The organism is Fimbriimonadia bacterium, assembly GCA_039961735.1.
Lineage (GTDB): Bacteria > Armatimonadota > Fimbriimonadia > Fimbriimonadales > JABRVX01 > JABRVX01.
Genome location: JABRVX010000045.1, coordinates 36,634 through 58,640 on the forward strand (window position 1 = coordinate 36,634; position 22,007 = coordinate 58,640).

A 22,007-nucleotide genomic window follows, 5' to 3' on the forward strand; every position below is an offset into this window, starting at 1 on the left:
CGTCCGACTGGTCTAACTCGTCCGTCCTCCCAAAGAAAAGGAGCCCCCGCCAAGACGTCCCCGGCGAGGGCCTCCCAATCTCCGGGCCGGCCCGGTTTTCACTCGATGCAGCGTCCGTCGCTCAAGGGGGTACCGCTAGAAACCCTTCTTCGAGCAACGCTGGGGCCTATTATACCAGACACACGTCTACATGTCAAGGGCCCACTCGCTTTTGCCGCACCTGTACGTAACCCGCGGTTTCGCCGTCCCGGCGATATACGTGGCATCACCGTCCCGGCGATGTGCTTGAACACGGGCGGGACGCCCGTGCCACTTGGGCTACCGTCCCGGCGATGTGCTTGAACACGGGCGGGACGCCCGTGCCACTTGGGCTACCGTCCCGGCGATGACGTGTCTCCGGCAAGGCGTCGGAACGACCGGAGACACGTCGCTCGCAAAATCCACGGGGAATCCGCGGACTCTCGTCGAACCATGTGTTGCGCCGGTAGCCCAAGGGCCGTCGCCTCCAAGCTAGTTCACACGACAGGAAAGGAAGCACGCGTTGTCCTCTTTCGCGCACTTGCACGTCCACACCGAATACAGCCTTCTCGACGGAGCGCAGCCGATCAAGAAGCTGGTGAGGCGTGCGAAAGAGCTAGAACTGCCCGCCCTCGCCATCACGGACCATGGCGTGATGTACGGCGTAGTGGAGTTCTACAACGCGTGCAAGGCACAGGGCATCCGACCCATCATCGGCCTGGAAGCGTACATCGCCCCACACGGGATGAAGAACAAGTCCGGAAAGCAGGCCCAGGTCCGCCACCATCTCCTGCTACTGGCCAAAAACCGGACCGGTTACAAAAACCTGATGAAGCTCAGCACCATCGCAGCCATTGAGGGCTTCTACATGCGCCCGCGCATAGATAAGACGGTGCTGGCCGAACACGCGGAAGGCCTCATCGGCACCTCCACCTGTCTTTCCGGCGAAGTCTGCCGCAAGATCATCGCCGAAGGGTATGAGGCCGGTAAGGAGTGCGTCGCCGAGTACCGAGACATCTTCGGCGCCGAGAACTACTATATCGAGCTGCAGGACCACAGCCTGGAAGAGCAACGCCAGGTCAACGAACACCTTCGTCGCATCGCGCAGCAGCTCAAGATCCCAGTCATCTGCTCGAACGACGTGCACTACCTAAGGCGCGAAGACGCAGGACTGCATGATGTGATGCTCTGCATCCAGACCAACGCCACGGTGAAGGATGAGAGCCGCAAACTGAAGTTCGGCACCCACGAGTTCTATCTCAAGTCCCCGCGCGAAATGTACGACTTGTTCAAGGACGACCCCGGCACCGTTGAGAGAACGCTGGAGATCGCTGAGAGGTGCGACGTCGAGCTGAGCGCCGAGCGCCTGCAGCTTCCGTGCCCAGGCCTTCCGGAAGGCGTCACGCCCCACCAACACGTCAAGAACCTTTGCTATCGCAGCCTTCCCGAGATGTTCCCCGACACCCCGGACGAGGTGCGCGAGAGGCTGGACTACGAGCTCTCGGTAATCGAGCGGACCGGCTTCAGCGATTACTTCCTCATCGTGCGCGACTTCACCGAGTTCGCGCGGAAGTCCGGCATCTACTTCGGGGTGCGCGGCTCGGCTGCCGGCAGCCTCACCAGCTACCTGTTGGGCATCACCGAGCTCGACCCGATACGCTACGGTCTCACCTTCGAGCGTTTCCTTAATCCCGATCGGCTCTCCATGCCGGACATTGACATGGACTTCGAGGACGAGCGTCGGGACGAGGTGATTCGATACGTGGTGGACCTGTACGGTGCCGAGCACGTTGCGCAGATCATCACCTTCGGCACGATGGCGGCCAAGGCTGCCATTCGCGATGCCGGGCGCGCGCTCGCGCTGCCTCTCCCGGACGTGGACCACGTGGCCAAGCTCATCCCTCCCGGAACGGCCACAGAGCCGATGACCATCGAGCGCGCGATGCACGAAGTCCCCGAGCTGAAGCGCATTTACGACTCGGGCGGCGACATGCGAAAGCTGCTCGACACTGCGATGGGAGTCGAGGGTCTCGCTCGAAACGCCGGCACGCACGCGGCGGGTGTGGTCATCTCGCGCGACCCCTTGGTAGAGAACGTGCCCTTGACCAAAGGGGGCAACGGGGAACTCATCACCCAGTACGACATGAACTCCCTCGACAGGCTTGGCCTGCTGAAGATGGACTTCCTCGGACTGGCCAACCTCTCCGTGCTCGCTAGAGCGATCAAGAACGTGCAGCGCACGCGGCGTATCGAGCTTCGCGTCGAAGACATTCCATTCGACGACGCCAAAACCTACGAGATGCTCAAGAAAGGCGAGACCACCGGCGTCTTCCAACTCGAGAGCCCAGGAATGAGACGAGCCATCGCGCAGGTCAAGCCCAGCAACCTGGACGAGCTCGCGGCTCTGGTAGCCCTCTACCGACCCGGACCGGTGGACCACATCGGCGAGTACGCTGCCGGCAAGCACGGGGCTCCAGCGAAATACCTCCACCCCTGCCTCGAACCCATCCTGAGACCCACATTCGGAGTCATCGTGTTCCAGGACCAAGTCCTACAGATCGTGCAGGCGGTTGCAGGGTTCACGCTCGGACAGGCCGACGTGCTGCGGCGCGCGATGGGCAAGAAGAAGAAAGAGGACATGGAGCGCATGACCGCCATGTTCTATCAGGGAGCCCAGGAGCGCGGCATACCAAAAGGCAAGGCGGAAGAGATATGGGCCTTGATCGAGCCCTTCGCGGGATACGCGTTCAACAAAGCGCACGCTTACTGCTACGCCGCACTCTCTTACCGCACTGCCTACATGAAAGCCAACTACCCCGTCGAGTACATGGCCGCGCTGCTCGCATGCTATCGCGCGAAGGAAGACAAGGTCACGGCCCAGATCGAGGAGTGCCGGCGTCTGGGCGTAAAGGTGCTACCGCCGGACGTGAACCACAGCTCGGTGGACTTCACCGTTGAAGGCGATGCCATTCGCTTCGGACTCGGTGCTATCAAGGGCGTGGGCGAAGCCGCCGTGGAAACCATCCTCACCGCCCGCGAGCAAGGCGGGCCGTTCGAGAACGTCTTTGACTTCGCGGACCGCACTCGCGCAGCCAAGGGTCTCAACAAGTCGCTCCTCGAAGCGCTCATCAAGGCCGGCGCGTTCGACTCGTTACATCCCAATCGTAGGCAGCTTCTGGACGGCGTAAAGCTCATCTGTGACTATGCAGAGAAGGCCAACCGGGACCGGCAGGCGGGCCAGGAAGCCCTGTTCGGCGATGTAAAGGCATCGGGCCGAGTCGTGGACTACCCACCACTCCCGATGGTGGACGAGCCCAGTCGGCTGGAGCGGCTCTCGCTGGAGAAGGAGGTGCTCGGCATCTACGTGTCCGACCATCCCCTGCGCTCCGTGGCGCTTGCCCTCGAGGGAGCGGTCACGGCCACCGTGGACCATCTGGCGGAGATGGAAGAGGGCTCCCAGGTCACGCTGGGCGGGGTCATCGCCTCGGTGAAGCGCTTCCGAACGAAGACACGAAACGAGCAGATGGCTACCGGCGTGCTGGAGGACCTGACGGGCCACGTCACCCTTGCGGTATTTCCCGCCATACTCGAGCGCTGCAACGAGATGCTGCAGAAGGGAGCGGTCGTGCTCGTACGCGGGCGCACGATGCACCGCGATCGCCCAGGCAACAGCGGCACGCCAGAGGTAGAACTCCGGGTAGAGAGCATGGAGCGCTTCGAGCCGCAGGGAGTCGAGGCCTTGACGGGACCATCGATCGTTCTCAACTTGAGCCGCGCAACGCTAGAGCAGCTTCGCGAAGCCGATGCCGAGCTCCGGAGCCATCCCGGCGACTACCACGTCCTCGTCCAGATTCAGAAAAACGGCACCAGAACCCGATTCGTGATCCCGCATTCCGTCACGCCGACCACAGACCTGCTACAGCGCCTACGGGAGCTGTTCGGCCCCTCCGCCGTCCACCTCCACGACTAACCGAGTTGCCAACGTGGCATCGCCGTCCCGGCGATGTCCGTGGCTTCACCGTCGTGGCATCGCCGTCCCGGCGATGTCCGTGGCTTCACCGTCCCGGCGAGGGCTTGAAACACGGGCGGGACGCCCGTGCCACGAGACCCCGTCACCCGATTCGACAAGCGGGGCCTTCCTGCCGCCATCTCCCGCTCGGTGGACGGCAAACCTGTGCTGCGGGTCGGTTATCGCTACGAGTTCGACGAGAAGGGAAGCTGGGTGAGGGCGACGCGTTGGCAGGCCGAAGGCGACGGGGAGCAGATACCCGTTTCCGTCGCAACGCGGGTCATCCACCTATGAAGACCACGCAGCGATGTTGCCTCGAGTTCCTTGGCCCTCAGCCGTAGAGCTATTCGATCAGCCCAGCCTTGCGGGCCGATGCTCGCGCGATCTCCAGGCAGCGCTTCAGCGCATCGCCCTCACCCTTCGGGTCCGGTTCGTACTCCACGGCGATCAGGCCCTCGAAGTCGATCTCCTTCGCGGCACGCATTGTCGCGTCCACGTCCAGCTTGCCTTCGCCCAGCACGGTCTCGGTGTCGGCGTCCACGTAGTCCTTCAGGTGGATTGCCAGCACCTTCTTGCCGAATGCCCGTAGCGCGCCGACCGGGTCCTCGCCGGAGCGAATGTAGTGACCCGTGTCCACGCACGCACCCACCTTGGCCGGCATACCGACGAGCACCCGCTCCACGTCCTCCACGCGGTCGTAACGTGCCTTGGGCCCGTGGTTGTGGATGGCGACGCCGATGCCGAACTCCTGGACGAGCGCGGACACGCGCTGCATCCCTGCCGGATTAGGGTCGGCGGTCAGGATGGAGATGCCCATCCTCTTGGCGAACTCGAACTGCTTGCGGTCGGCCTCCGGATCGTCGCCCAGCCCGATCACGCCGTAGTTGGGCATGACCATCTTGGCAGCGGCCAGGGCGTCCTTGGCAGCGTCTGCGGCCTCGTCGAGCGTGGTCGGGATGTGGCCGGGGAACACCTCCCACGCACTGACCCCGAGCGCCTTCGCCCTCTCCATCGCCTGCTTCCAGGGCAGTCCCCTGAGGCAGTAACTCTGAATCCCGATATGGACCATCCTGCGCTTCTCCTTTTCCTGTCGCGGTGTAGCCAGGCCGGTGCGCGCCAGTGCAGTCCCGGCCGCAAGGCACAGTCCGGCCCGAAGCACGTCGCGCCGGGTCATGCCGGTTCTCTCTTCTCGCATGGCATCCTCCGGTCAAGGGTTCCCTGCCGGCACCGCACCTCCCTGCCGCCGCCCGCGAATGCAGCCCCCGGGCGGTCCAGAGAGCAGGGCGCCTTCGCGGCCGAGGCCACGGAGGCGCCCAGACGACCCAAGCTGGAATCCAGGCCTACGACTCCCGCAGGATCTGCTCCACCTCTTCCGCCGCCTTCACTTCGTCCATGTAGATGTGACTGATGTCGTGCATCGCCCAGTGGTCCTCCTTGAGCAGTGGCAACACCTCGGCATACGCTGCAGCTGCGCCCTTCTCGGTCGCCAGCGCGTTCTGGAGCATCTCCTTGGCATTCAGGGTGTGCGGAATGGGCGTCGGGTCCGGCGTCACGGTCGGCACGCCGTCCAGGTGAGCGATGATCCCGCGCACCTTCCCCGCGTGTCCGATGGCCTCCTCGGCCTCTTCCTCGAAGTGGCTCTTCAGCCACCCAGTGCTGATTCCCCCTACGAACTCGGCGTAATGCGCATAGAGCAGGTGCGCGCGATACTCCCAGGCAAGACACTTATTCAGAAGCTCGATGACTTTGCTCTTGTCCATTCGAAATCCTCCCCCTTTGTATTGGGCAAGATGGTACCAGCTAACCGCGCCGCCGACCAACGCGGCAAGGTCCATTGCACTGCGTGTGGACATATGCCGAGTCTTCTGCCAGAATCCCTGGCGATGAAACCCATGACCCCCAAAGAGCGGATGATGACCGCCCTAGACCTCGGCATCCCGGATCGCGTCCCCGCTTCCGTGCACCAGTGGCAACCGTTCCATCTGAACACCTACCTCGGGGGAATCTCCGATCTCGAGGCCTTCCGCCGTTTCGGATTGGACGCCGCCCTACCGCGAAGCCCGATGCTCCCGATGGAGAGCCCCGAATGGGTCACCGAACGGCGCGAGGTCCCTGCTCCCGAAGGCGAACGACGCTTCCTCACCACCGTCACCACCCCAGGTGGAACGCTGGAGACCCTAGAGGGCGAGAACCCTATCACCCGCTGGACCATCGAGTACCTGGTCAAGAAGCCGGAAGACGTGGAGCTGCTGGATAAGTACATGCCGGTCCCCAAGCTCGACAAAGAGGCCTTGGCCCGCGACTACGACGAGTTGGGCGACGACGGCATCATGCGCGGTTTCGTGTGGGGGTACCAAGGGGGCTGCTGGCAGGACGCCACCTGTCTCATGGGCACCGAGCAGATGATTATGGCTGCTGCCGACGATCCAGACTGGGTCCACTACTTTCTCGAAGTACTGTGGCGGAAGAAGGAACGCTTCATCCACGAGAGTCTCGCAGGTGCCAAGTACGACCTGATCGAGACGGGTGGCGGCGCCGCATCCTCCACGGTTATCTCCCCGAGGTACTTTCGCGAGTTCTGCATTCCCTACGACCGCAAGATGCACGACTTGCTCCACTCTTACGGCCACAAAGTCGTGTATCACACCTGCGGCGGGATGATGCCAATCCTAGAGCTGATCGTGGAGAACGGATGCGACGCCTCCGAGACGCTCACGCCGCCGAGCATGGGAGGGGATGCGCGTCCCGTGGAACTGAAGCAGCGAATCGGTGACAAGGTTGCACTGATCGGCGGGCTAGATCAGAACACCGTGCTCGAGGTCGGCACGCAGGAGGACGTGCATCGCCACATCCACGAGCTATTCGATGCATATGGGCCGGGAGGTGGCTACATCATGAGCCCGAGCGACCACTTCTTCCACGTCCCGCCCGAGAATCTGCAAGCCTACGCAGACGCCGCCCGTGAATGCATCTACGACGGGTAGTCAGGCAGACGGGCGATGCCTCCACCGCACGCGGCAGAGGCATCGGATTCCCGTTCACTCAGGACTAAGCGGCGCGAAGGCTATTGACGAACTCCTCGGAATCGCGAATCTTCTCTTTAATCTCTGCGGATATCTCGGACAGGTCCTCGGGTGTCAACTTGGCCCAGGCCAACGCGTCGGGAAGCACACTGCTAACCTCGGAAAGTTCGTGGGCGTCGAGATCGCTGGTCAGGCTATCGCTGATGTGCACACAGGCGCACAGCGGGAAGTACTCGTCGTTACCCAGGGGGCCGTGGTGACGCTCGATGACCGCGAGCAGTGGCTGAGGAAAATGCCAGTGGTTACCCAGCATCACACCGATCTCAGGATGGTCAATCCCCAGGAGCTCCCGCTCCGCCTCGTGCGTGGGGATGCCTTTTTGCGCCGACAGCTCCGTCGTCTCCGTGAAGAAGCTGAAGAAGTATCCTAATAAGAACAGCCTGCCCAGGTCGTGCAGCAGGCCGCCCGTGAACGCTTCGTCCATCATGTCGCGACCCAAGTCGAGCTTTCGGGCAATGGCGGCGGCTCCCGCACCGGTTCCGAGCGAGTGGCGCCAGAACTGCTTCTGATGCTCGGCCATGTGAGGCATGCGCGCCTTGACGAGGCTCATGGCGGCCACACTGAGGGTCAGGTTCCGGAGCTGCTTCACGCCCAGAACCATCACTGCATGGCTAATGGTGGAAACCTTGCCTGCAGCCCCGTAGAATGCCGAGTTGACCACCCTGAGGATCTTGCCGGCCAGCGCCTGATCGGTGCTGATGGCGCGTTCGAGGTCGCCCGCAGTACTCGTCTTGCTGTCCGTCAGCTCCAACACGCGTGCCACCACCTCGGGCAGCGCTGGGAGGTCGCCCACGCACCGGTTCACATGAAGTCGAAGTGCCTCTTTGTCTATGTTGAATCCCATTTAGCCCCCAAGAACTTCTTTCGCTAGACCGGCAACATCTAAGATGAGTCCGACACTGCCGTCTCCCAGTATCGTCGCACCGGCAACACCCGAGGTCCTCCCGATTAACGCACCCAGCGGTTTGATGACCACGTCCTCGTCACCCAGAGCTCGGTCCACGATCAGTCCGAACCTCTGCTCTGCTGTACCAAGAACCACGACTTCTGCACCCTGCACGGGCTTACGGCCCGCGGCGCCATCCACACCCTTGTCCAGCCCCAGCAAATCTGCCGCCGATACCAACGGCACCGTCAGGCCCCGATGGTGCAGGACCCAATTGCCCTGCACCCGATGCACTTCGGCGGAAGCCGGGCGCACCGTCTCCACCACGTTTCGCACTGGAATCACGAACACCGTCGGGCCCACCATCACCAAAAGACCCCGCGCGATTGCTAGTGTCAACGGCAGGTGCAGAGTGAAGGTCGTTCCAAGGCCAGAAACCGAGTCGACTGCGATGACCCCCCCCAACTGCTGTAAGTTGTTCCGAACGATGTCCATTCCGACTCCGCGTCCAGAAACCTCACTGACCGCCTCCGCAGTGCTCACGCCACTCTGGAACACGAGCCGACAAGCCTCGGCATGGGACAGCCGCTCGGCTGCATCCGGCGTCAGGATTCCTGCCTCCACGCACCTACCTCTGAGTTTTTCCGCATCAATGCCCGCCCCGTCATCTGCAATGTCCACAATGATGTGGCCGCACTCGTGGCGCGCTGAGACGCGGATGGTGCCTGTCTCGGGCTTGCCCGCAGCCCTGCGCTGCTCTGGCGGCTCGATCCCGTGGTCTACGCTGTTCCGGACCAAGTGAAGTAACGGGTCACCGATGGCCTCGATGACAGATCGGTCCACTTCGGTCTCCTCCCCATCTAGGGTGAGCGAGACCCGCTTGCCGGTCTTGCGTGCTATGTCACGAACCGCCCGTGGCAGCCTCTGAAACACGGTGCCAATCGGCAGCATCCGCGCCTTCGTCACCTGCTCTTGCAGTGCCTCGGTAATGCGTCCGAACCTGTCCACCACCTCGACCAGCGACTCGACCTCTGGGTCTCGACCATACCGAGCGGCAACCGACCGGCCGAGGCTTCCCAGGCGGGACCGCTCTACCACCAGCTCCCCGGCGAGGTTAATCAGCGCGTCCAACTTGCCTACGTCCACACGCACCGTGCTCGAGATCTCCTGACGCAGTCGGTCAGCGGGCGCTGGAGGGGCGGGTGTGGGTTTCGGCGACAAGGGTGAGGCAGTGATCACACTCACATCCGCTACTCCGGGTACCGCTCCTAGCTTGGCGCGTACTTCCTCTGCAGTCCTTTCCGTGCGAAGGTTCACGGAGAACCGTCCGCCAAACCGCTCCTGCTCCATCTCCTCCTCGGCGGGCGTGGTGCCGAGCACGGTTCCCATCTCGCCCAAAACGGTGATGCACAAGAACGCTCGCAGGTACGGCATCTCACAATCGTCCCGGAGCACGACCGTTACGGTGAACGCAGCTTCCGACGAAGGAACCGAGGCCTCTCCAGCCGCGCAGGCGCGCAGCGCAGCGAGCACTTCGTCCGTCGCCACGCCATCTCCCGAGCCGGAGGAGATTGACTCGTGCATCAGCTTGAGGGCGTCCAAGCAATGCAGCAGCACGTCGGCGATGTCGTGGGTGAAGGGTAGCGCACCTCCCCGTACCCGGTCCAGCACGTTCTCCATCTCGTGGGTCAGCTCCGCGAGGTTCTGGAAGCCCATCGCGCGCGAAGAGCCCTTCACAGTATGCGCGGCGCGAAACATGGCCTGGATTCGCTCCGGGCACGGGTCCTGCTCCAGAGCAAGGATCTCTCGCTCCAGGACTGCAATCTGCTCAGCGCACTCCTCGAGGAAGAGATCGAGGTACTGGGCCGTGTCTGGATTCGGGACCATCGGAGCGGTTAGCTGCTACTCGTGGCGAGTGCCCGGTCCACGTCCAGGAGGCTGATGAGCGATCTCTCCTTCCGTGCGATGGCAAGCACATGGCTACTGCTGTCGCCGGTTGCCAGCTTGGGCGCTTCCTCGATCATCTCCTTGGGCACCGTGAGCACCTCGGTCACCGCGTCCACCAGAAGCCCGACGTGCCCGTCACACGCGTCAACCACGATGATTCTCGTGGCGTCGCTCGGCGTGTTCGGCCCCAAGCCGAGACGCCAACTTAGGTCGACGATGGGAATGGTCTGACCCCGCAAGTTGATCAGGCCCTTCACGTGATCGGGTGCTTTCGGGACGGGTGTTACGTCCCGATTGCGTATGATCTCCTGCACGCGAAAGATGTCCACACCGAACAATTCGCCCGCAAGCTCGAACACCACGATCTGGATGCCGCTTTCCAGCACCTGGACTTCCGACACGTCCCCCTCCCACAGCGCCATAATGGCAAGAAGTGCGGCGCGGCAAAGCACCGCACACTCGAATTCTCGGCCAAGGGCCGAGGCGTCCTCACGGAGTGAAGTTCATTTGCGAAACGAAGATCAATCGTCACGAAGACTCTGGACACGGGGGATAATCGGCCTGGCGATGGCCTTGTTGTGCGTCGGTGCGGGCAAAGACGCGGACGCAGGAGCCGCAAACGCAAGCAGCAAGGAGGTCCGCGCGCTCTGGGTAGTCCGAACGAGCATCACCAGCCCGGCGAAGGTCACCAATCTCGTTCGGCGCGCTGTGGATACCGGGTTCAACACCCTACTCGTTCAGGTGCGGGGCCGAGGAGATTCCTACTTCCTCGGTGGCACCGAACCGAGAGCCGAAGATCTGGCCGCCCAATCGAGCAACTTCGACCCGCTAGCCGCGGTTCTGGATGCCGCGGGCAAGAACGGACTGAGCGTTCACGCGTGGGTGAACGTGAACTACGTGTGGAGCGGCAATAAGCTGCCTCTGGACCCCTCGCACTTGGTGAACGCAAAGCCGGAGTGGCTAGCAATGGATTCGGACGGCGTGCGCCCGAAGACCTCGGGCCGTGTCGAGGGTGCCTATACGTGCCCGTCCGACCCCGAGGTGAGAGCGCACATCCGCTCGGTGATCAGGGACCTGGTCGCCCGCTACCGACTAGACGGTATCCACCTAGACTACATCCGTTATCCGAACGAGCACTACTGCTACTGCCCCGGATGCATCGAACGCTTCAAGCAATACCTCGGCGATGCCGCAAAGGGGATCGCCGTCCCTGACACCCCCAAGCGCTTCGCCACGCAGTGGACGGATTGGCGAAGGGAGCAGATATCCGCGCTCGTCCGCGACATCCGAGATGACCTCTCGAAAACCGGCGTTGCGCTGACGGCGGCCGTCTGGGTAGATGTGAAGAGGGCTCGCGATACCAAGTTCCAGGACTGGCCCCGCTGGTGCAAGGAAGGCTGGCTGGACGCCGTGCTGCCTATGAACTATGCAGTGGACGAGGCAACGTATCGCGAGCTCGCCGAGGAAGCGATGCGACAGGCAGGTACTACCCAGGTCTGGATGGGCATCGGCGCCTGGAGGCTCGAGCCCGAGGAGAACGTCAAGCGGATCCGCATCGCACGACAGTTGGGCGCCGCTGGTGTCAGTCTCTTCTCTTATGGCGGCCTGACGAACGAGGGGACTTCCGAGAAGAAACTCACCGCTCTGCGGGAAGTATTCGGTACGGAACGGTGACGGGCGAACGAGTCGAGGCAATCCTACGTGAAGGCCTCGAACAAGGCGTCTTCTCCGCCGCTGCCTGTTCGCTCAGCAGACCCGCAAAGAACGGTCAGGCCGAGCGCACCGAGTGGTACTTCGGAGAGGCGTCTGCCGACACTTTGTTCGACCTCGCTTCGCTCACGAAACCCGTGGCGACCGCTGTCGCGCTGCTGCGCCTCGTCGAGATGGGGCGCCTCGCCCTCACCGACCCAGTCTCCGACTGGCTGCCCGAGTGCCGGCACCTCGGCACCGCCTCCGTCTTTCACCTGGCAACCCACACGGGGGGGCTCCCGGCCTGGAAGCCGCTGTACGAAGCCGACGACCCGCTGCGCGCAGCCTTCCACATTCCCCTAGAGCGACTTCCGGGCTTGGGCTACAACTACAGCGACATAGGCTACATCCTTCTCGGGGTCATTCTGGAACGTGCCGGGGGCGAGCCTTTGTCTTGCCTGTGTCGCCGACTGGTGTTCGAGCCGCTGGGCATGGCGCGAACAGGGTTCCTGCCCCCGAACACGCAGTCGGCCGCGCCAACGTCGAATTGCACCTGGCGAGAGGGCCAAACGCTGTGCGGAGTGCCGCACGACGCAAACGCCACCGCGCTCGGAGGTGTCGCTGGTCATGCCGGGCTGTTTGCGACCCTTGCCGATATCGCCTCATTCGCCGAAGCGCTGCTTCCCGGCGCACCGCACCCGGTCCTGGCATCGCGGGGCGGCATGGACAACCTAGTCCGCAACGTGATCGAGGGGTTAGGGAATCAATCTGTAGGTTTCTTTACACACGGGAACCCCCTACTTCCCGACGTGCAGATGTTCGGAGCGTCGGCCATCGGGCACAGTGGCTTCACCGGTACCGCCATGCTCATCAACCCCGATCGTGGTCCCGCAGCGGTGCTCCTTACCAACCGTGTGCACTGCGATCCGGAGGGTGACCGCTATCGCCGATTCCGCCGTCGTCTGATGAGCACATTGGCCGCCTCGCCGGAGCCGCGCTAGCGACCGCGGCCACCGGCAAGCCCACTACTTCGCGAGCCGAAGTAGCGCTACTTATCCTCTTCCTTGATGCCCATGCCACTACGGATCGGATACGCGGGCTTGGCGGGCTTCACGTAGGGCTTCGTCCGCAGTTCCTCCAGCATCAGCGCGATGGCGGCATCGAGCTGTGGATCCGCACCGGTCATCAGAACAGAAGGATCGTCCCACACCTCGATGTCCGGGTCCACGCCGTGCCCCTCGATGCCCCAAGTTCCGTCCGGCTCGAAGTATCCGAACGTGGGAACGGACATGCTGCCGCCGTCAATGAACGATGGGTTGCCGCTCAGACCGACCAAGCCGCCCCACGTGCGCATCCCGATCAGCTTGCCCAGCCCCGCTTGTCGGAAGAACGCGGGGAAGGCATCGCCTCCGGAGCCGGACAGGCCGTTGATCAACATGCACTTCGGTCCGAAGTGCGCTGGCGAAGGGGTGACCCAATCGTTGCCGTGACGACGAGCCCAGTAGCTGATTACCGGACGGTTCAGCAGCTCGATGAAGCGGTTGGGGATTTGCCCTCCGCCGTTCCAGCGCTCGTCTATGATCAGCGCGTCCTTGGTGAACTGCATGAGGAACTGGCGGTAGAGTTCGGTCTGACCGTTCTGACCAGTGTCGGGCACGTACACGTACCCCACGCGCCCGCCCGTCTTTTCCTCCACATACTTGCGGTTGCGCTCCACCCAGTCCCGGTAGCGCAACCCACCTTCCGATGAGGTGGGCCTCACGAGCACCTCACGAGCTTTTTCGTCCTTCGTGGGGTTCTCACTTACCGTGATGCCTATCGTCCGACCCGCTGTCCCCGCGAAAGCGGCCCACGGTGCCTTCGCGACATCCACCGGCACGCCATTGACGGCGAGCAGATAGTCACCCTCCTCGACGTCCAAGCCGTCCAACGGGCCGCGTGAGTCGGTATCCCACGGAGCTCCGCGGTAGATGCGACTTATCCGGTAGGCGCCGTTCTCTAGTGCGAAGTCCACGCCGAGCAGGCCTACTGGAACCGAGGGGCCTCCCTCCGTATCACCGCCGCCGACGCCTGCGTGCCCGACGTTCAGCTCCGCTATCATCTCCGCAATCACGAAGTTCAGGTCCTCGCGCGACACGCAGTCTGGAAGCATCGCAGCGTAGCGCTCACGCTGTGCTGCCCAGTCCACGCCGTGCATCCCGGGGTCATAGAAGAACTCGCGCATGATGCGCCATGCATCGGTGAAGATCTGTTTCCACTCTTCGCGCGGCTCGATCTGCACGCTCATGCCCGCGGTCACTACTGCATCGCCAGTCGCACCGGCCGAAGCGTCCTGAATCGAAGCGCTCGCACCACGCATCACGAGGATCTTCTTCCCGTCGGCCGACAGGTCGAAGTCGTTAGCGCCGGTCGCGACGCTCTTCTCTTCTCGCTTGTCGTCGTTCAGGTCCAACAACTTGATGCCCGAGCCCTCGCCGGAGCCAGGCGTCCCGAAGCGCACGAACAACAGCGCTCCCTTGTCGTTCACGCCCAACCTACCGAACCGTCCTGGTGGGATGGGTAGCTCGATGGCCCTGCCCTCGAAGCCCTCGATATCGATCTCCACCTTTTTTGCAGCCTCTTCGGGCTTCTTGTCCTCCGGCTTCGTCTCGTCGCCTTTGGCAGGAGCCGAGCGCTTTGCCTCGACCGTGAACGAAAGCCCTTCGACGGTGGCGGTCGCCGTCAGCGTGCCGTCTTCGACCCTCCCGGAGATCGTCGCGCTTCCACCAGGCCACTCCACCGTGAGGCTAAGCTGCTTGGTGGCCTTGTCGTAGCTGCCTTCGGTGATCTGCGCCGACTGGCCCATCGCCTCTACGGTGCCTGTCACCTTGCCATCGGGCTCTAGCTTCAGAACCATCGTGAGCGGCAAACCCTCCGGCGGGATGGGGCTGGGTCCCCTGACCGTGCCGGTCCAAGTGCCGCTGACCCCGTCATCGGTTGCCGCCTCGCTCGGGGGTTTGGGCTTGTCCTTCGCGGGCTCTTCCTTCTTGGGCTCCTCTTTCTTTACGCTCTCTTCGTCGCTCTTCAGCGGCCAGGGCCGCTTCACGTCTTTGCGAAGCGGCACGGCGAAGAGTTGCTGCGTGCCCCGATATATCCACGTCGCACCCATGTCGTCGTAGGTCGGCCGGAACGAGCGGTTCGAGGCGAAGAACAAGAAGTCCCCCTTGCGGTCGAACACGGGCCCGGAGTCGGAGTGCATTCCCGAGGTGAGCTTGTGCCGAGCCCCCTCTTCCACGTCGTACAGCCAGATCGCGGACATCGTGGAGCGCTGCTCGGTCTTATCGTAGACGAGCCACCGGCTATCGTGAGACCAGTTGACGGTCCCGATGGCCGCCCACGGGTCGGTGTCCACCTGCTTGACCACTCCGGTCTCGACGGTGAGGATGTAGATGGTGCCCGAGTTGTCGGCAAACGCGAGGTGCTTCGAGTCCGGTGACCATCGGTGGAAGTAGCGGTACAACTTGCCATCGTGGGTGAGCTGCTTGGTCTCGCCCTTGCCGTCCGACTCCGTGATGTACAGCTCGTACTCGCCGGTTGCATCGGAGAAATAGGATATCCAGCGACCATCGGGGCTCCAGGCCGGATCGCGCTCTGCCACGCCGCTGCTCCGCGTAAGGTTGCGCGGCGAGCCCTCCTTCGCTGGCAGCGTCCAGATGTCTCCTCGCGCTTCGACAACCGCTCGTTTTGCCGAGGGCGATAGGGACCAGCTCGCGATGTATCCAGCGGCATTCACGGTGCGAGGACGCAGAGTCGGGCGTGCTCCAGGAACCTGCACTCGCACCACTCGGCTCTGCCCGGTCCGCAGGTCCAGCAGGTGGATGTCGGTTCCGCTCTGGAACGCGATCTCCCCGCCTCCATCGGGACCGGGCCCCATGCTCGGCCAGCGCACGTCGAAGTCGGCGAACTTGGTCACCTGCCTACGCTCTCCCGTGCGCGTGTCATAAGACCAGATGTTCAGGCGGTGCTCGGCCCCTTGGTCGCTGAGGTAGTAGACCATCCGCCCGTGCCACATGGGAAGGGTGTCCGTGCCTTCCCAGTCGGTGATGCGCTTCGCCTGCTTCGTCTTCAGGTTGAACAGCACGATGTCGGTGGCCATGCCGCCGCGGTAGCGCTTCCAGCTCATGCGATCTGTGGAGTGCGGCGTGTAGGCGAGCCACTCCCCATCGTCGCTGAGGCTGCCGTTGGTCCCATAAGGAATCGGCAGCGCCTCGGGCAAGCCACCCCTCTCTGAAACCTGCCAAAGCTGCGTGCTTCGGGGGTGTGGATGCATTCCGCCCGCGGCGAACAGAAGCTTGCCCTGTCGAGTCCACTGCATCGGCTGCTCGCCTGCGGGGTGATAGGTCACCCGGAAGGGGATGCCTCCTCCTATGGGAAGCGTGTAAATGTCCAGGTTGCCGTCGTAGTTCGCGCCGAACGCTATCGCCGTTCCGTCGGGACGGAACCGCGGCTGCGTCACCGAGCCTTGCGGCATCGCCACCGGCATCGCGGTGCCCCCCTCGCGAGGCACGATCCACAGGTTGTTCGCATACACGAACGCAACGTGCTTCGCGCTCACGGCGGGATATCGCAACATGCCGGGGTGCGGCTCGATGGTCTGAGCAGGACTAGGCGGTGTGCTCGGTAGTGAAAGAAGGGTGGCGAGCAACGCGGCGACGATGTGCATCTTCGAACCTCCGCACCCGTGCCGTTCACGCGGCTTCGGGGATCAGCCCAGGAGATTCGCGATCCTAGGGTCCGTCCTCCTCCACGTGGCAAGGAAAGGCCTAGTCCGAAACGAAGCTAGTCCCGCGAATACCCCCAAGTTCGAGGAGGAACTCGATGAGCATTGGATGCGCCGTCGTCGGCTTCGGCGGCCGATTCGCTATGGGCCTGCACCACGCCAAGCAGGTAATGGACACCCCCGGGCTGCACCTGGCCGCCGTGTACGACATAGACCCCGAGCGCCGAGAGATTGCCCGGCAGGAACTGCCCGAAGTTACGGTCCACGACACTTACGAGGCGGTGCTCGCCGATCCGGGTGTAGACATGGTGATCCTCGTGACCCCGCACGACACCCACGCCCCGATGTCCATAGCTGCCAGCAAGGCGGGCAAGCACGTGCTTACCGAGAAGGTCATGTGCCTCGACGTTGCCGAGGCAGACGCAATGATCGCTGCCGCGCGCGAGGCGGGCAGAATGCTCTCCGTGTACCAGAACCGGCGATGGGACCATGACTATCTGACCGTCCGAAAGGTGGTCTCTTCGGGCCTGCTCGGCGACGTGTTCCACGTAGACAGCTCCGTCAACGGTTGGTGGAAGCCTTCGGGCTGGCGCGGATCCCGTGCGGCAGGCGGAGGAATGCTGTACGACTGGGGAGCGCACCTCTTCGACCAGGTCGTCCAGATGAACCTGCCGTCGCTACCCACTTCCGTCTTCGCCAGCCGCGCCCATCGGGTGTGGATGGACGTGGATGTGGACACACAGAACAGCGTGATGGTGCTCTTCGACAACGGCGTCACCGCGTGCATCGACGTCGGATGCATCAGCCGCACACAGCGGTCCCGATGGCTGGTGAGAGGGGAGAAGGGAGCACTGCACCTGCCGGATTGGGACACCGCGACCGCGCAGGTCGAGATGAACGGCGTGCTCGGGTCGCTGAAGGTCGAGATGGAGAAGGACGACTGGAACGCGCTCTACCGAAACGTGTCGGCCCACCTGAACGAGGGCACCGAGCTGCTCGTGAAGCCAGAGGAGGTGCGCATCGGCGTCGCCTGCATCGAGGCCGCTATGAAGTCCGCCGAGCGCGGCGAGTCGGTTCGCGTGGAGCTTCCCGCATTGCCTTGAGTCGGGGCGTTGGCGACCCAGATTGGCGATCGGATTGCTCCGATGAGACGCTGCGCATGGAGCTTCCCGCATTACCGTGATTCGGCTCGTCGGCGAACCGGATCGGTGGCGGATTGCTCCGATGAGACGCTGCGCATGGAGCTTCCCACATTACCGTGATTCGGCTCGTCGGCGAACCGGATCGGTGGTCGGATTGCTCCGATGAGACGCTGCGCATGGAGCTTCCCGTATTGTCTTGAGGCCAAGCCGCATTCACGGGCTGGAGGGCCGGTTGCCGTAATTCCGTCGTCCTGCGGACCCGGCCCGGGTCCGTCATGCTGAGCCTGTCGAAGCATGACACCGATCCCCGCCTCCCTGCCGGGGCGACCCGCCATGTTCTCCTACGCCCCCACCGTCCGCGAACCCCACCAACGGGCGTGGCGGTAGACCGTCATGCTTCGACAGGCTCAGCATGACGTTAGCTTCGACAGGCTCAGCATGACGGTACCGGGCGCGGCTGGCCTTCGCACGATTGGTCTTGCGGCCGAACGCGTATCTCGGCGAAGCACGCCCACCCACACGCCTCCATCCCGTCATGCTGAGCCTGTCGAAGCATGACACCGATCCCCGCTCCCTCTTGCTGTAGGACCTAGACAACGCGGGGAGGTCCTCCAGGCGCCCTTCAATCAGGGCCAGCTTCTTCTCCCGTCGCCAGCCCTTGATCTGTTTCTCAGCGGTGATCGCTTCCGCCATGGTCCCGAAGTGCCCCACCCACACACACTCGCACGGTCCGTACTTCCGGGTGAACTCTCCGCCCGCACCGGCGTGGTTCGCGCCGAGCCGCACCTCGGCCTGAGCCGTGACTCCCGTGTAGAACCGGCCGTCTATGCATCTCAGGATGTACACTGCAGGTGACTTCATTGCATTTATCCGACAACGCGGCGGTAGACCGCCATGCTTCGACAAGCTCAGCATGACGGTACCGGGCACGGCGGTAGACCGTCATGCTTCGACAGGCTCAGCATGACGTTAGCTTCGACAGGCTCAGCATGACGTTAGCTTCGACAGGCTCAGCATGACGTTAGCTTCGACAGGCTCAGCATGACGTTAGCTTCGACAGGCTCAGCATGGCGGAAACCACTGACCCTGCCTCGCCATCGGATGGAAGTGGTCTTCTCCCCGCCGGACCCGCCTCGGGCCGAGCGCCGATCTAGAACTCCAGCAGATACGTTGCGCCGAAGAAGATCTCTGCTCCCTGCACGCCGCCTTGCACGCGGAAGTTCCGGTCGTGCGAGTAGCGGAGCACCCCGTTGAAGTCCTTCGCATCGTACTCGCCGATGACGCTGAACTTCGGATCGAGCTGCAGTTCACCACCGAAGATGAACTCGTCCTCGAACATGCCCGTACCTGCGCCGAAGTGAAGGCGGAAGCCGATGGCTCTGTCCTCCACGGCGCGCGGGATGGCGAAGTCCGCTGAGCCGATCACATAGTAGGAGCGAGTGATCGCGTCCGCCGCGTCTATCACTCCGACCCCGACTTCGAAGAAGTCGAAGTTGGCTGGGATGATGTTGACCTTGGCGTTCGCGACGCCTTTGTTCTTTCGGCCCTCTCGGTCAATGAAGGCACCGCCGATCTCCACGCCAGGGGTGATGCCGTAGTTCGCAGCCGGCCCGCGGATGTCCTCACCGAACGATGTGCTGAATTGCACCTTGCCGTGCTGTGTTACGTAAGCCGTAGGAACGTTGATCAGCCCAGTGGGGCCGAAAAGCGTGTTCGAACTCGTGAGGGCCTCGCGTGAGCGTTGGACAACCTGCCCGCCGCCTACACCGGCCGCTGAGGTGGCGATCACGCATGCCGTCGCCACATGGAAGACCGTTCCCAGAATCATTACACACCTCCCTGTTGAGGTCGCCAGCGGCAACCGATCTGCGTTTTCGCCAGCGGACGCCCGCTATCCTGCAGCCCTATTATGCATCAGCCCGAGAAAACGCCTGCCAGTGTTCGATCGAGTCGATATCGGTGCCTACCGACGCGTGCTCGGTGATAATCGCCTTCACGGGGGCGCCGAGCATCCGGCTCGCCTTTTTCTCCAGGTACCCCAGCGACAAGGTGCTCGGAGCCAGCCAGCCAATGAGCAGGCGAAGGGTCATGCCCGGTCCGAGCATGGCTGCGAGCCGCAGCGGGCTCTTGCGCGCGGCGTGGGCGGCTTCCACTCTCGCCCAGTTCTCTTCCAAGAACTGCCGGTGCAAGTAGGTGATGTTGCCGCCGGTGAAGTACCCCTCGCGGATCCGAACCGCGGTCCTCTTGACCCCTGGGAATGCCGCCTCGCACGCCGACATCGGGATGATGGAGTAGCAGAACCATGCGCCGGACTCCACCGACTTCCGGCAGACATCCTCCACCGCGTCTGGCGTGAGGAAGGGTATGTCCGCGGAAACGAGGAGGAAGCTGTCGCCACCCAACGCTTCGGTGCCATTTCGAATGCTCTCGAGAATCGTTCGTCCCCCCGGGGCTATCGTGCAGCCCAGAGTCTGTGGCAGGTCACCGACTGCCACGATCCGCCCGATCGAAGGTGCCGCGCGCACGGCCTCCAGCACCCACTCGGCCATCGGGCGCCCGCGAAAGGGCAGTAGCGCCCGGCACTCCACTCCCGCTGCAGCGGCTAGGTCTGGGGGGCAGCGACCTCCAGCGAGCAAAACCGCCCCGACGGAGCCGGGTACTAAGGCCATTCGTCCCGACGCAACGTGCGAACGGCACGGGCCCAGTAGCCCTCCGCTTCGAGCGCCTCGGCCATCCGCCGTGCCTGCTCTTCGTCTGTGGTCAGGGCCGCAATTGCCGAGCCGCTTCCGCACAGCACGGCGCCGAGCGCGCCGCGTTGTCTCACCTCGTCCATCAGCGCATCCACTTCGGGGTACGCGCGCCGTACAACCGGCTCGAAGTCGTTAGCCAGCAGTGGAGCAAGGATCTCCGGCGAGGTGATCCCCGCCCACGCTTGCGCGAGTCGCTCCGTAGCCGCGCCCATCGTACACGCGTCTTTGTCCAATAGCCCAAACGCCTCCGGCGTAGGCACGCCGTGCGACGGCTTTGCCAGGCAGAACCATATCGGCGGCAGGTCTGGCAGCGGGGTGAGATGCTCGCCTCGTCCACGACCCCTTGCAGCGCCCCCGACCAGGAAGAAGGCCACATCGCTGCCGAGACACGCGGCGTGACGCGCGAGGCGGGTGACGGGCACGTCCAAGAGCCGGGCGCCTGCGAGTAGCGCCGCAGCGCAGTCCGAGCTTCCTCCCCCGAGGCCCGCTCGCTCAGGGATGCGCTTCTTCAGTCGAACCGACCACGGAGCTTCCGCGTCCAGCCGCCGTAGCGCGCGCGTCACCAGGTTGTCCTCGGGCAGTACCGGCCCGCCGGAGAGGTCCACGACGAGATCGTCCCGCAGGTCTACGGCTTGGAAGATCGTATCGATTGCGTGGTATCCATCCCCTCCCAGAGGCCCGATGTCCAGCGTGAGGTTGATCTTGGCGGGGGGCTGCATCATCAGCGCATCACCTCTGCTACCACGGCGAGGGCGATCAAGGCGACTACCGCAACGCTTCGAATCAATGCCGCGCTACCCTGGACGGCTCCCGACAAGATCAACGCGACCAGCGGAGTGCCAATCAGCGTCCACACTCCCACGGAGGCCACCCAACCTGCCGCTGCACTGCTTACCGCGTATAGCAACCCGCCCGCCAGCAGTGCCATGGTGGATGCAGTCAATCCTATCACCAAGACACCCTTGCACCAGGTCGCGTCTCTATCCAAGAATGGCCCTCCTTGCCATCATATAAGCCATGTATAGTAGCACGAGCGAGAAGAGCGCGCGCAGGTTCTTGCCGCTCACGAACTTCGCGGTCCTCGCGCCCAGTTGCGCGCCGACGAGGAGTCCGAGCGCCGAAGGTCCGGCGATGGTCGGATCCACCATGCCCGCCCACGCATAGATTGCTACACCCGAAGCAGCGGTGACACCGATCATGTACGAGCTGGTCGCAGCTGCCACCTTCATCGGTGCACCCACCGCGAGTGCGATTGTCGGAACGTTGATCGCCCCGCCGCCAATGCCGAGAAGGGTAGATAGCACGCCTCCGCCGAACACAGCGACGTGGGCCCTCGGGGGAACGACATGTTTGGTTTGCCGGTCGTCATCCGTTTCCTGTTGCCGATTACGAAACATCAGCCACGCAACGATGAGCGTAACAGCGGCGAACAAACCCGCGGTCACCCTTCTGCCCTCCTCGGACCCGAATAGGGGCTTGCCGACAAAAGTCCCTGCGACCGCCCCGACGACGGAGCTGAGCAGGAGCCGACTCGCCAGATCGAGATCGGTCCGCTTCTGCGATAGATACTCCACGGACGAAGCCGCCGAAGTGGCGATGATGCCGAGCAGGCTGGCGGCAACAGCCTTGTCCATCGGCACGGAGAGAGCCTGCGTCAGCACAGGCACCATGATGATCCCGCCACCCAAACCCAAGATCGCCCCGAAAGCCCCGGCCCCCACACC

18 protein-coding genes are annotated in these 22,007 nt (G+C 63.4%); 6 read left to right on the top strand and 12 right to left on the bottom strand.

Annotated elements, in window-relative coordinates; translation table 11 throughout:
- The first annotated feature begins 541 nt into the window (after positions 1-541).
- Positions 542-3,988, top strand: coding sequence for a DNA polymerase III subunit alpha (locus HRF45_10965; protein MEP0767046.1), 3,447 nt, complete (start codon positions 542-544; stop codon positions 3,986-3,988).
- A gap of 126 nt (positions 3,989-4,114) precedes the next feature.
- Positions 4,115-4,321, top strand: a complete 207-nt coding sequence (locus tag HRF45_10970) for a hypothetical protein (protein ID MEP0767047.1) — start codon at positions 4,115-4,117, stop codon at positions 4,319-4,321.
- A gap of 49 nt (positions 4,322-4,370) precedes the next feature.
- Here HRF45_10970 and HRF45_10975 read toward each other — a convergent pair whose 3' ends face one another.
- Positions 4,371-5,222: a sugar phosphate isomerase/epimerase gene (locus HRF45_10975; protein ID MEP0767048.1), complete on the bottom strand. Its 852-nt coding sequence runs from the start codon at positions 5,220-5,222 to the stop codon at positions 4,371-4,373.
- A gap of 145 nt (positions 5,223-5,367) precedes the next feature.
- A complete protein-coding gene (locus HRF45_10980) occupies positions 5,368-5,880 on the bottom strand; it encodes a hypothetical protein (protein ID MEP0767049.1) in 513 nt (170 codons plus the stop codon).
- Positions 5,881-5,910: 30 nt separating this feature from the next.
- Between HRF45_10980 and HRF45_10985 the strand changes: the two genes are divergently transcribed.
- Positions 5,911-7,011, top strand: a complete 1,101-nt coding sequence (locus HRF45_10985) for a hypothetical protein (protein MEP0767050.1) — start codon at positions 5,911-5,913, stop codon at positions 7,009-7,011.
- Between the two features lie 64 nt (positions 7,012-7,075).
- Here HRF45_10985 and HRF45_10990 read toward each other — a convergent pair whose 3' ends face one another.
- The 3 genes from HRF45_10990 to HRF45_11000 are packed head-to-tail and all read right to left on the bottom strand — an operon-like array spanning position 7,076 to position 10,395.
- Entirely contained in the window at positions 7,076-7,954 is an 879-nt protein-coding gene (locus HRF45_10990; GenBank protein MEP0767051.1) for an HDOD domain-containing protein, read from the bottom strand.
- Positions 7,955-9,883 carry a chemotaxis protein CheA gene (locus HRF45_10995; protein MEP0767052.1) on the bottom strand — a complete coding sequence of 643 codons (1,929 nt, stop codon included), beginning with the start codon at positions 9,881-9,883 and terminating at the stop codon, positions 7,955-7,957.
- Positions 9,884-9,891: 8 nt separating this feature from the next.
- On the bottom strand, positions 9,892-10,395 hold the full coding sequence (locus tag HRF45_11000; GenBank protein MEP0767053.1) for a purine-binding chemotaxis protein CheW: 504 nt from the start codon (positions 10,393-10,395) through the stop codon (positions 9,892-9,894).
- 115 nt (positions 10,396-10,510) lie between these two features.
- On the opposite strand from HRF45_11000, the gene HRF45_11005 reads away from it, so the two are divergent.
- Together HRF45_11005 and HRF45_11010 are read left to right on the top strand one after the other, a co-directional pair.
- The gene (locus HRF45_11005; protein MEP0767054.1) at positions 10,511-11,617 is read left to right on the top strand and encodes a family 10 glycosylhydrolase; all 1,107 of its coding nucleotides are present in this window, start codon (positions 10,511-10,513) and stop codon (positions 11,615-11,617) included.
- Positions 11,614-12,633, top strand: coding sequence for a beta-lactamase family protein (locus tag HRF45_11010; protein ID MEP0767055.1), 1,020 nt, complete (start codon positions 11,614-11,616; stop codon positions 12,631-12,633). The genes HRF45_11005 and HRF45_11010 overlap by 4 nt, the downstream gene beginning before the upstream one ends.
- A 47-nt stretch (positions 12,634-12,680) precedes the next feature.
- On the opposite strand, the gene HRF45_11015 is transcribed toward HRF45_11010, so the two are convergent.
- Positions 12,681-16,334 (bottom strand): PDZ domain-containing protein, encoded by a 3,654-nt coding sequence (locus HRF45_11015; GenBank protein ID MEP0767056.1) that lies wholly within the window; start codon positions 16,332-16,334, stop codon positions 12,681-12,683.
- Positions 16,335-16,489: 155 nt separating this feature from the next.
- On the opposite strand from HRF45_11015, the gene HRF45_11020 reads away from it, so the two are divergent.
- Positions 16,490-17,494 carry a Gfo/Idh/MocA family oxidoreductase gene (locus HRF45_11020; protein ID MEP0767057.1) on the top strand — a complete coding sequence of 335 codons (1,005 nt, stop codon included), beginning with the start codon at positions 16,490-16,492 and terminating at the stop codon, positions 17,492-17,494.
- 312 nt (positions 17,495-17,806) lie between these two features.
- Here the strand turns inward: HRF45_11020 and HRF45_11025 are convergent, their stop codons facing one another.
- The 6 genes from HRF45_11025 to HRF45_11050 form a co-directional block, all read right to left on the bottom strand.
- Positions 17,807-18,394: a GIY-YIG nuclease family protein gene (locus HRF45_11025; protein MEP0767058.1), complete on the bottom strand. Its 588-nt coding sequence runs from the start codon at positions 18,392-18,394 to the stop codon at positions 17,807-17,809.
- Positions 18,395-18,683: 289 nt separating this feature from the next.
- Positions 18,684-19,361: a hypothetical protein gene (locus HRF45_11030; GenBank protein ID MEP0767059.1), complete on the bottom strand. Its 678-nt coding sequence runs from the start codon at positions 19,359-19,361 to the stop codon at positions 18,684-18,686.
- Between the two features lie 79 nt (positions 19,362-19,440).
- Positions 19,441-20,202, bottom strand: a complete 762-nt coding sequence (locus tag HRF45_11035) for an NTP transferase domain-containing protein (protein MEP0767060.1) — start codon at positions 20,200-20,202, stop codon at positions 19,441-19,443.
- Complete coding sequence (gene ispE / locus HRF45_11040; protein MEP0767061.1) at positions 20,193-21,005, bottom strand: 4-(cytidine 5'-diphospho)-2-C-methyl-D-erythritol kinase; 813 nt, start codon at positions 21,003-21,005, stop codon at positions 20,193-20,195. The genes HRF45_11035 and ispE overlap by 10 nt, the downstream gene beginning before the upstream one ends.
- Positions 21,005-21,271, bottom strand: a complete 267-nt coding sequence (locus HRF45_11045) for a hypothetical protein (GenBank protein MEP0767062.1) — start codon at positions 21,269-21,271, stop codon at positions 21,005-21,007. The genes ispE and HRF45_11045 overlap by 1 nt, the downstream gene beginning before the upstream one ends.
- Positions 21,264-22,007, bottom strand: a 744-nt coding sequence (locus HRF45_11050; protein MEP0767063.1) for a sulfite exporter TauE/SafE family protein, incomplete at its 5' end; no start/stop codon positions are given. The genes HRF45_11050 and HRF45_11045, both read right to left, overlap by 8 nt.

Bases quoted from the DNA above. Each gene is read 5' to 3' on its own strand.
- HRF45_11035 (MEP0767060.1), bottom strand. From the start codon at position 20,202: ATGGCCTTAGTACCCGGCTCCGTCGGGGCGGTTTTGCTCGCTGGAGGT.
- HRF45_10995 (MEP0767052.1), bottom strand. From the start codon at position 9,883: ATGGTCCCGAATCCAGACACGGCCCAGTACCTCGATCTCTTCCTCGAG.
- HRF45_10980 (MEP0767049.1), bottom strand. From the start codon at position 5,880: ATGTCCACACGCAGTGCAATGGACCTTGCCGCGTTGGTCGGCGGCGCG.
- HRF45_10975 (MEP0767048.1), bottom strand. From the start codon at position 5,222: ATGCGAGAAGAGAGAACCGGCATGACCCGGCGCGACGTGCTTCGGGCC.
- HRF45_11020 (MEP0767057.1), top strand. From the start codon at position 16,490: ATGAGCATTGGATGCGCCGTCGTCGGCTTCGGCGGCCGATTCGCTATG.
- HRF45_11025 (MEP0767058.1), bottom strand. From the start codon at position 18,394: ATGAAGTCACCTGCAGTGTACATCCTGAGATGCATAGACGGCCGGTTC.
- HRF45_11030 (MEP0767059.1), bottom strand. From the start codon at position 19,361: ATGATTCTGGGAACGGTCTTCCATGTGGCGACGGCATGCGTGATCGCC.
- HRF45_10985 (MEP0767050.1), top strand. From the start codon at position 5,911: ATGAAACCCATGACCCCCAAAGAGCGGATGATGACCGCCCTAGACCTC.
- HRF45_11015 (MEP0767056.1), bottom strand. From the start codon at position 16,334: ATGCACATCGTCGCCGCGTTGCTCGCCACCCTTCTTTCACTACCGAGC.
- HRF45_11005 (MEP0767054.1), top strand. From the start codon at position 10,511: ATGGCCTTGTTGTGCGTCGGTGCGGGCAAAGACGCGGACGCAGGAGCC.
- ispE (MEP0767061.1), bottom strand. From the start codon at position 21,005: ATGATGCAGCCCCCCGCCAAGATCAACCTCACGCTGGACATCGGGCCT.
- HRF45_10990 (MEP0767051.1), bottom strand. From the start codon at position 7,954: ATGGGATTCAACATAGACAAAGAGGCACTTCGACTTCATGTGAACCGG.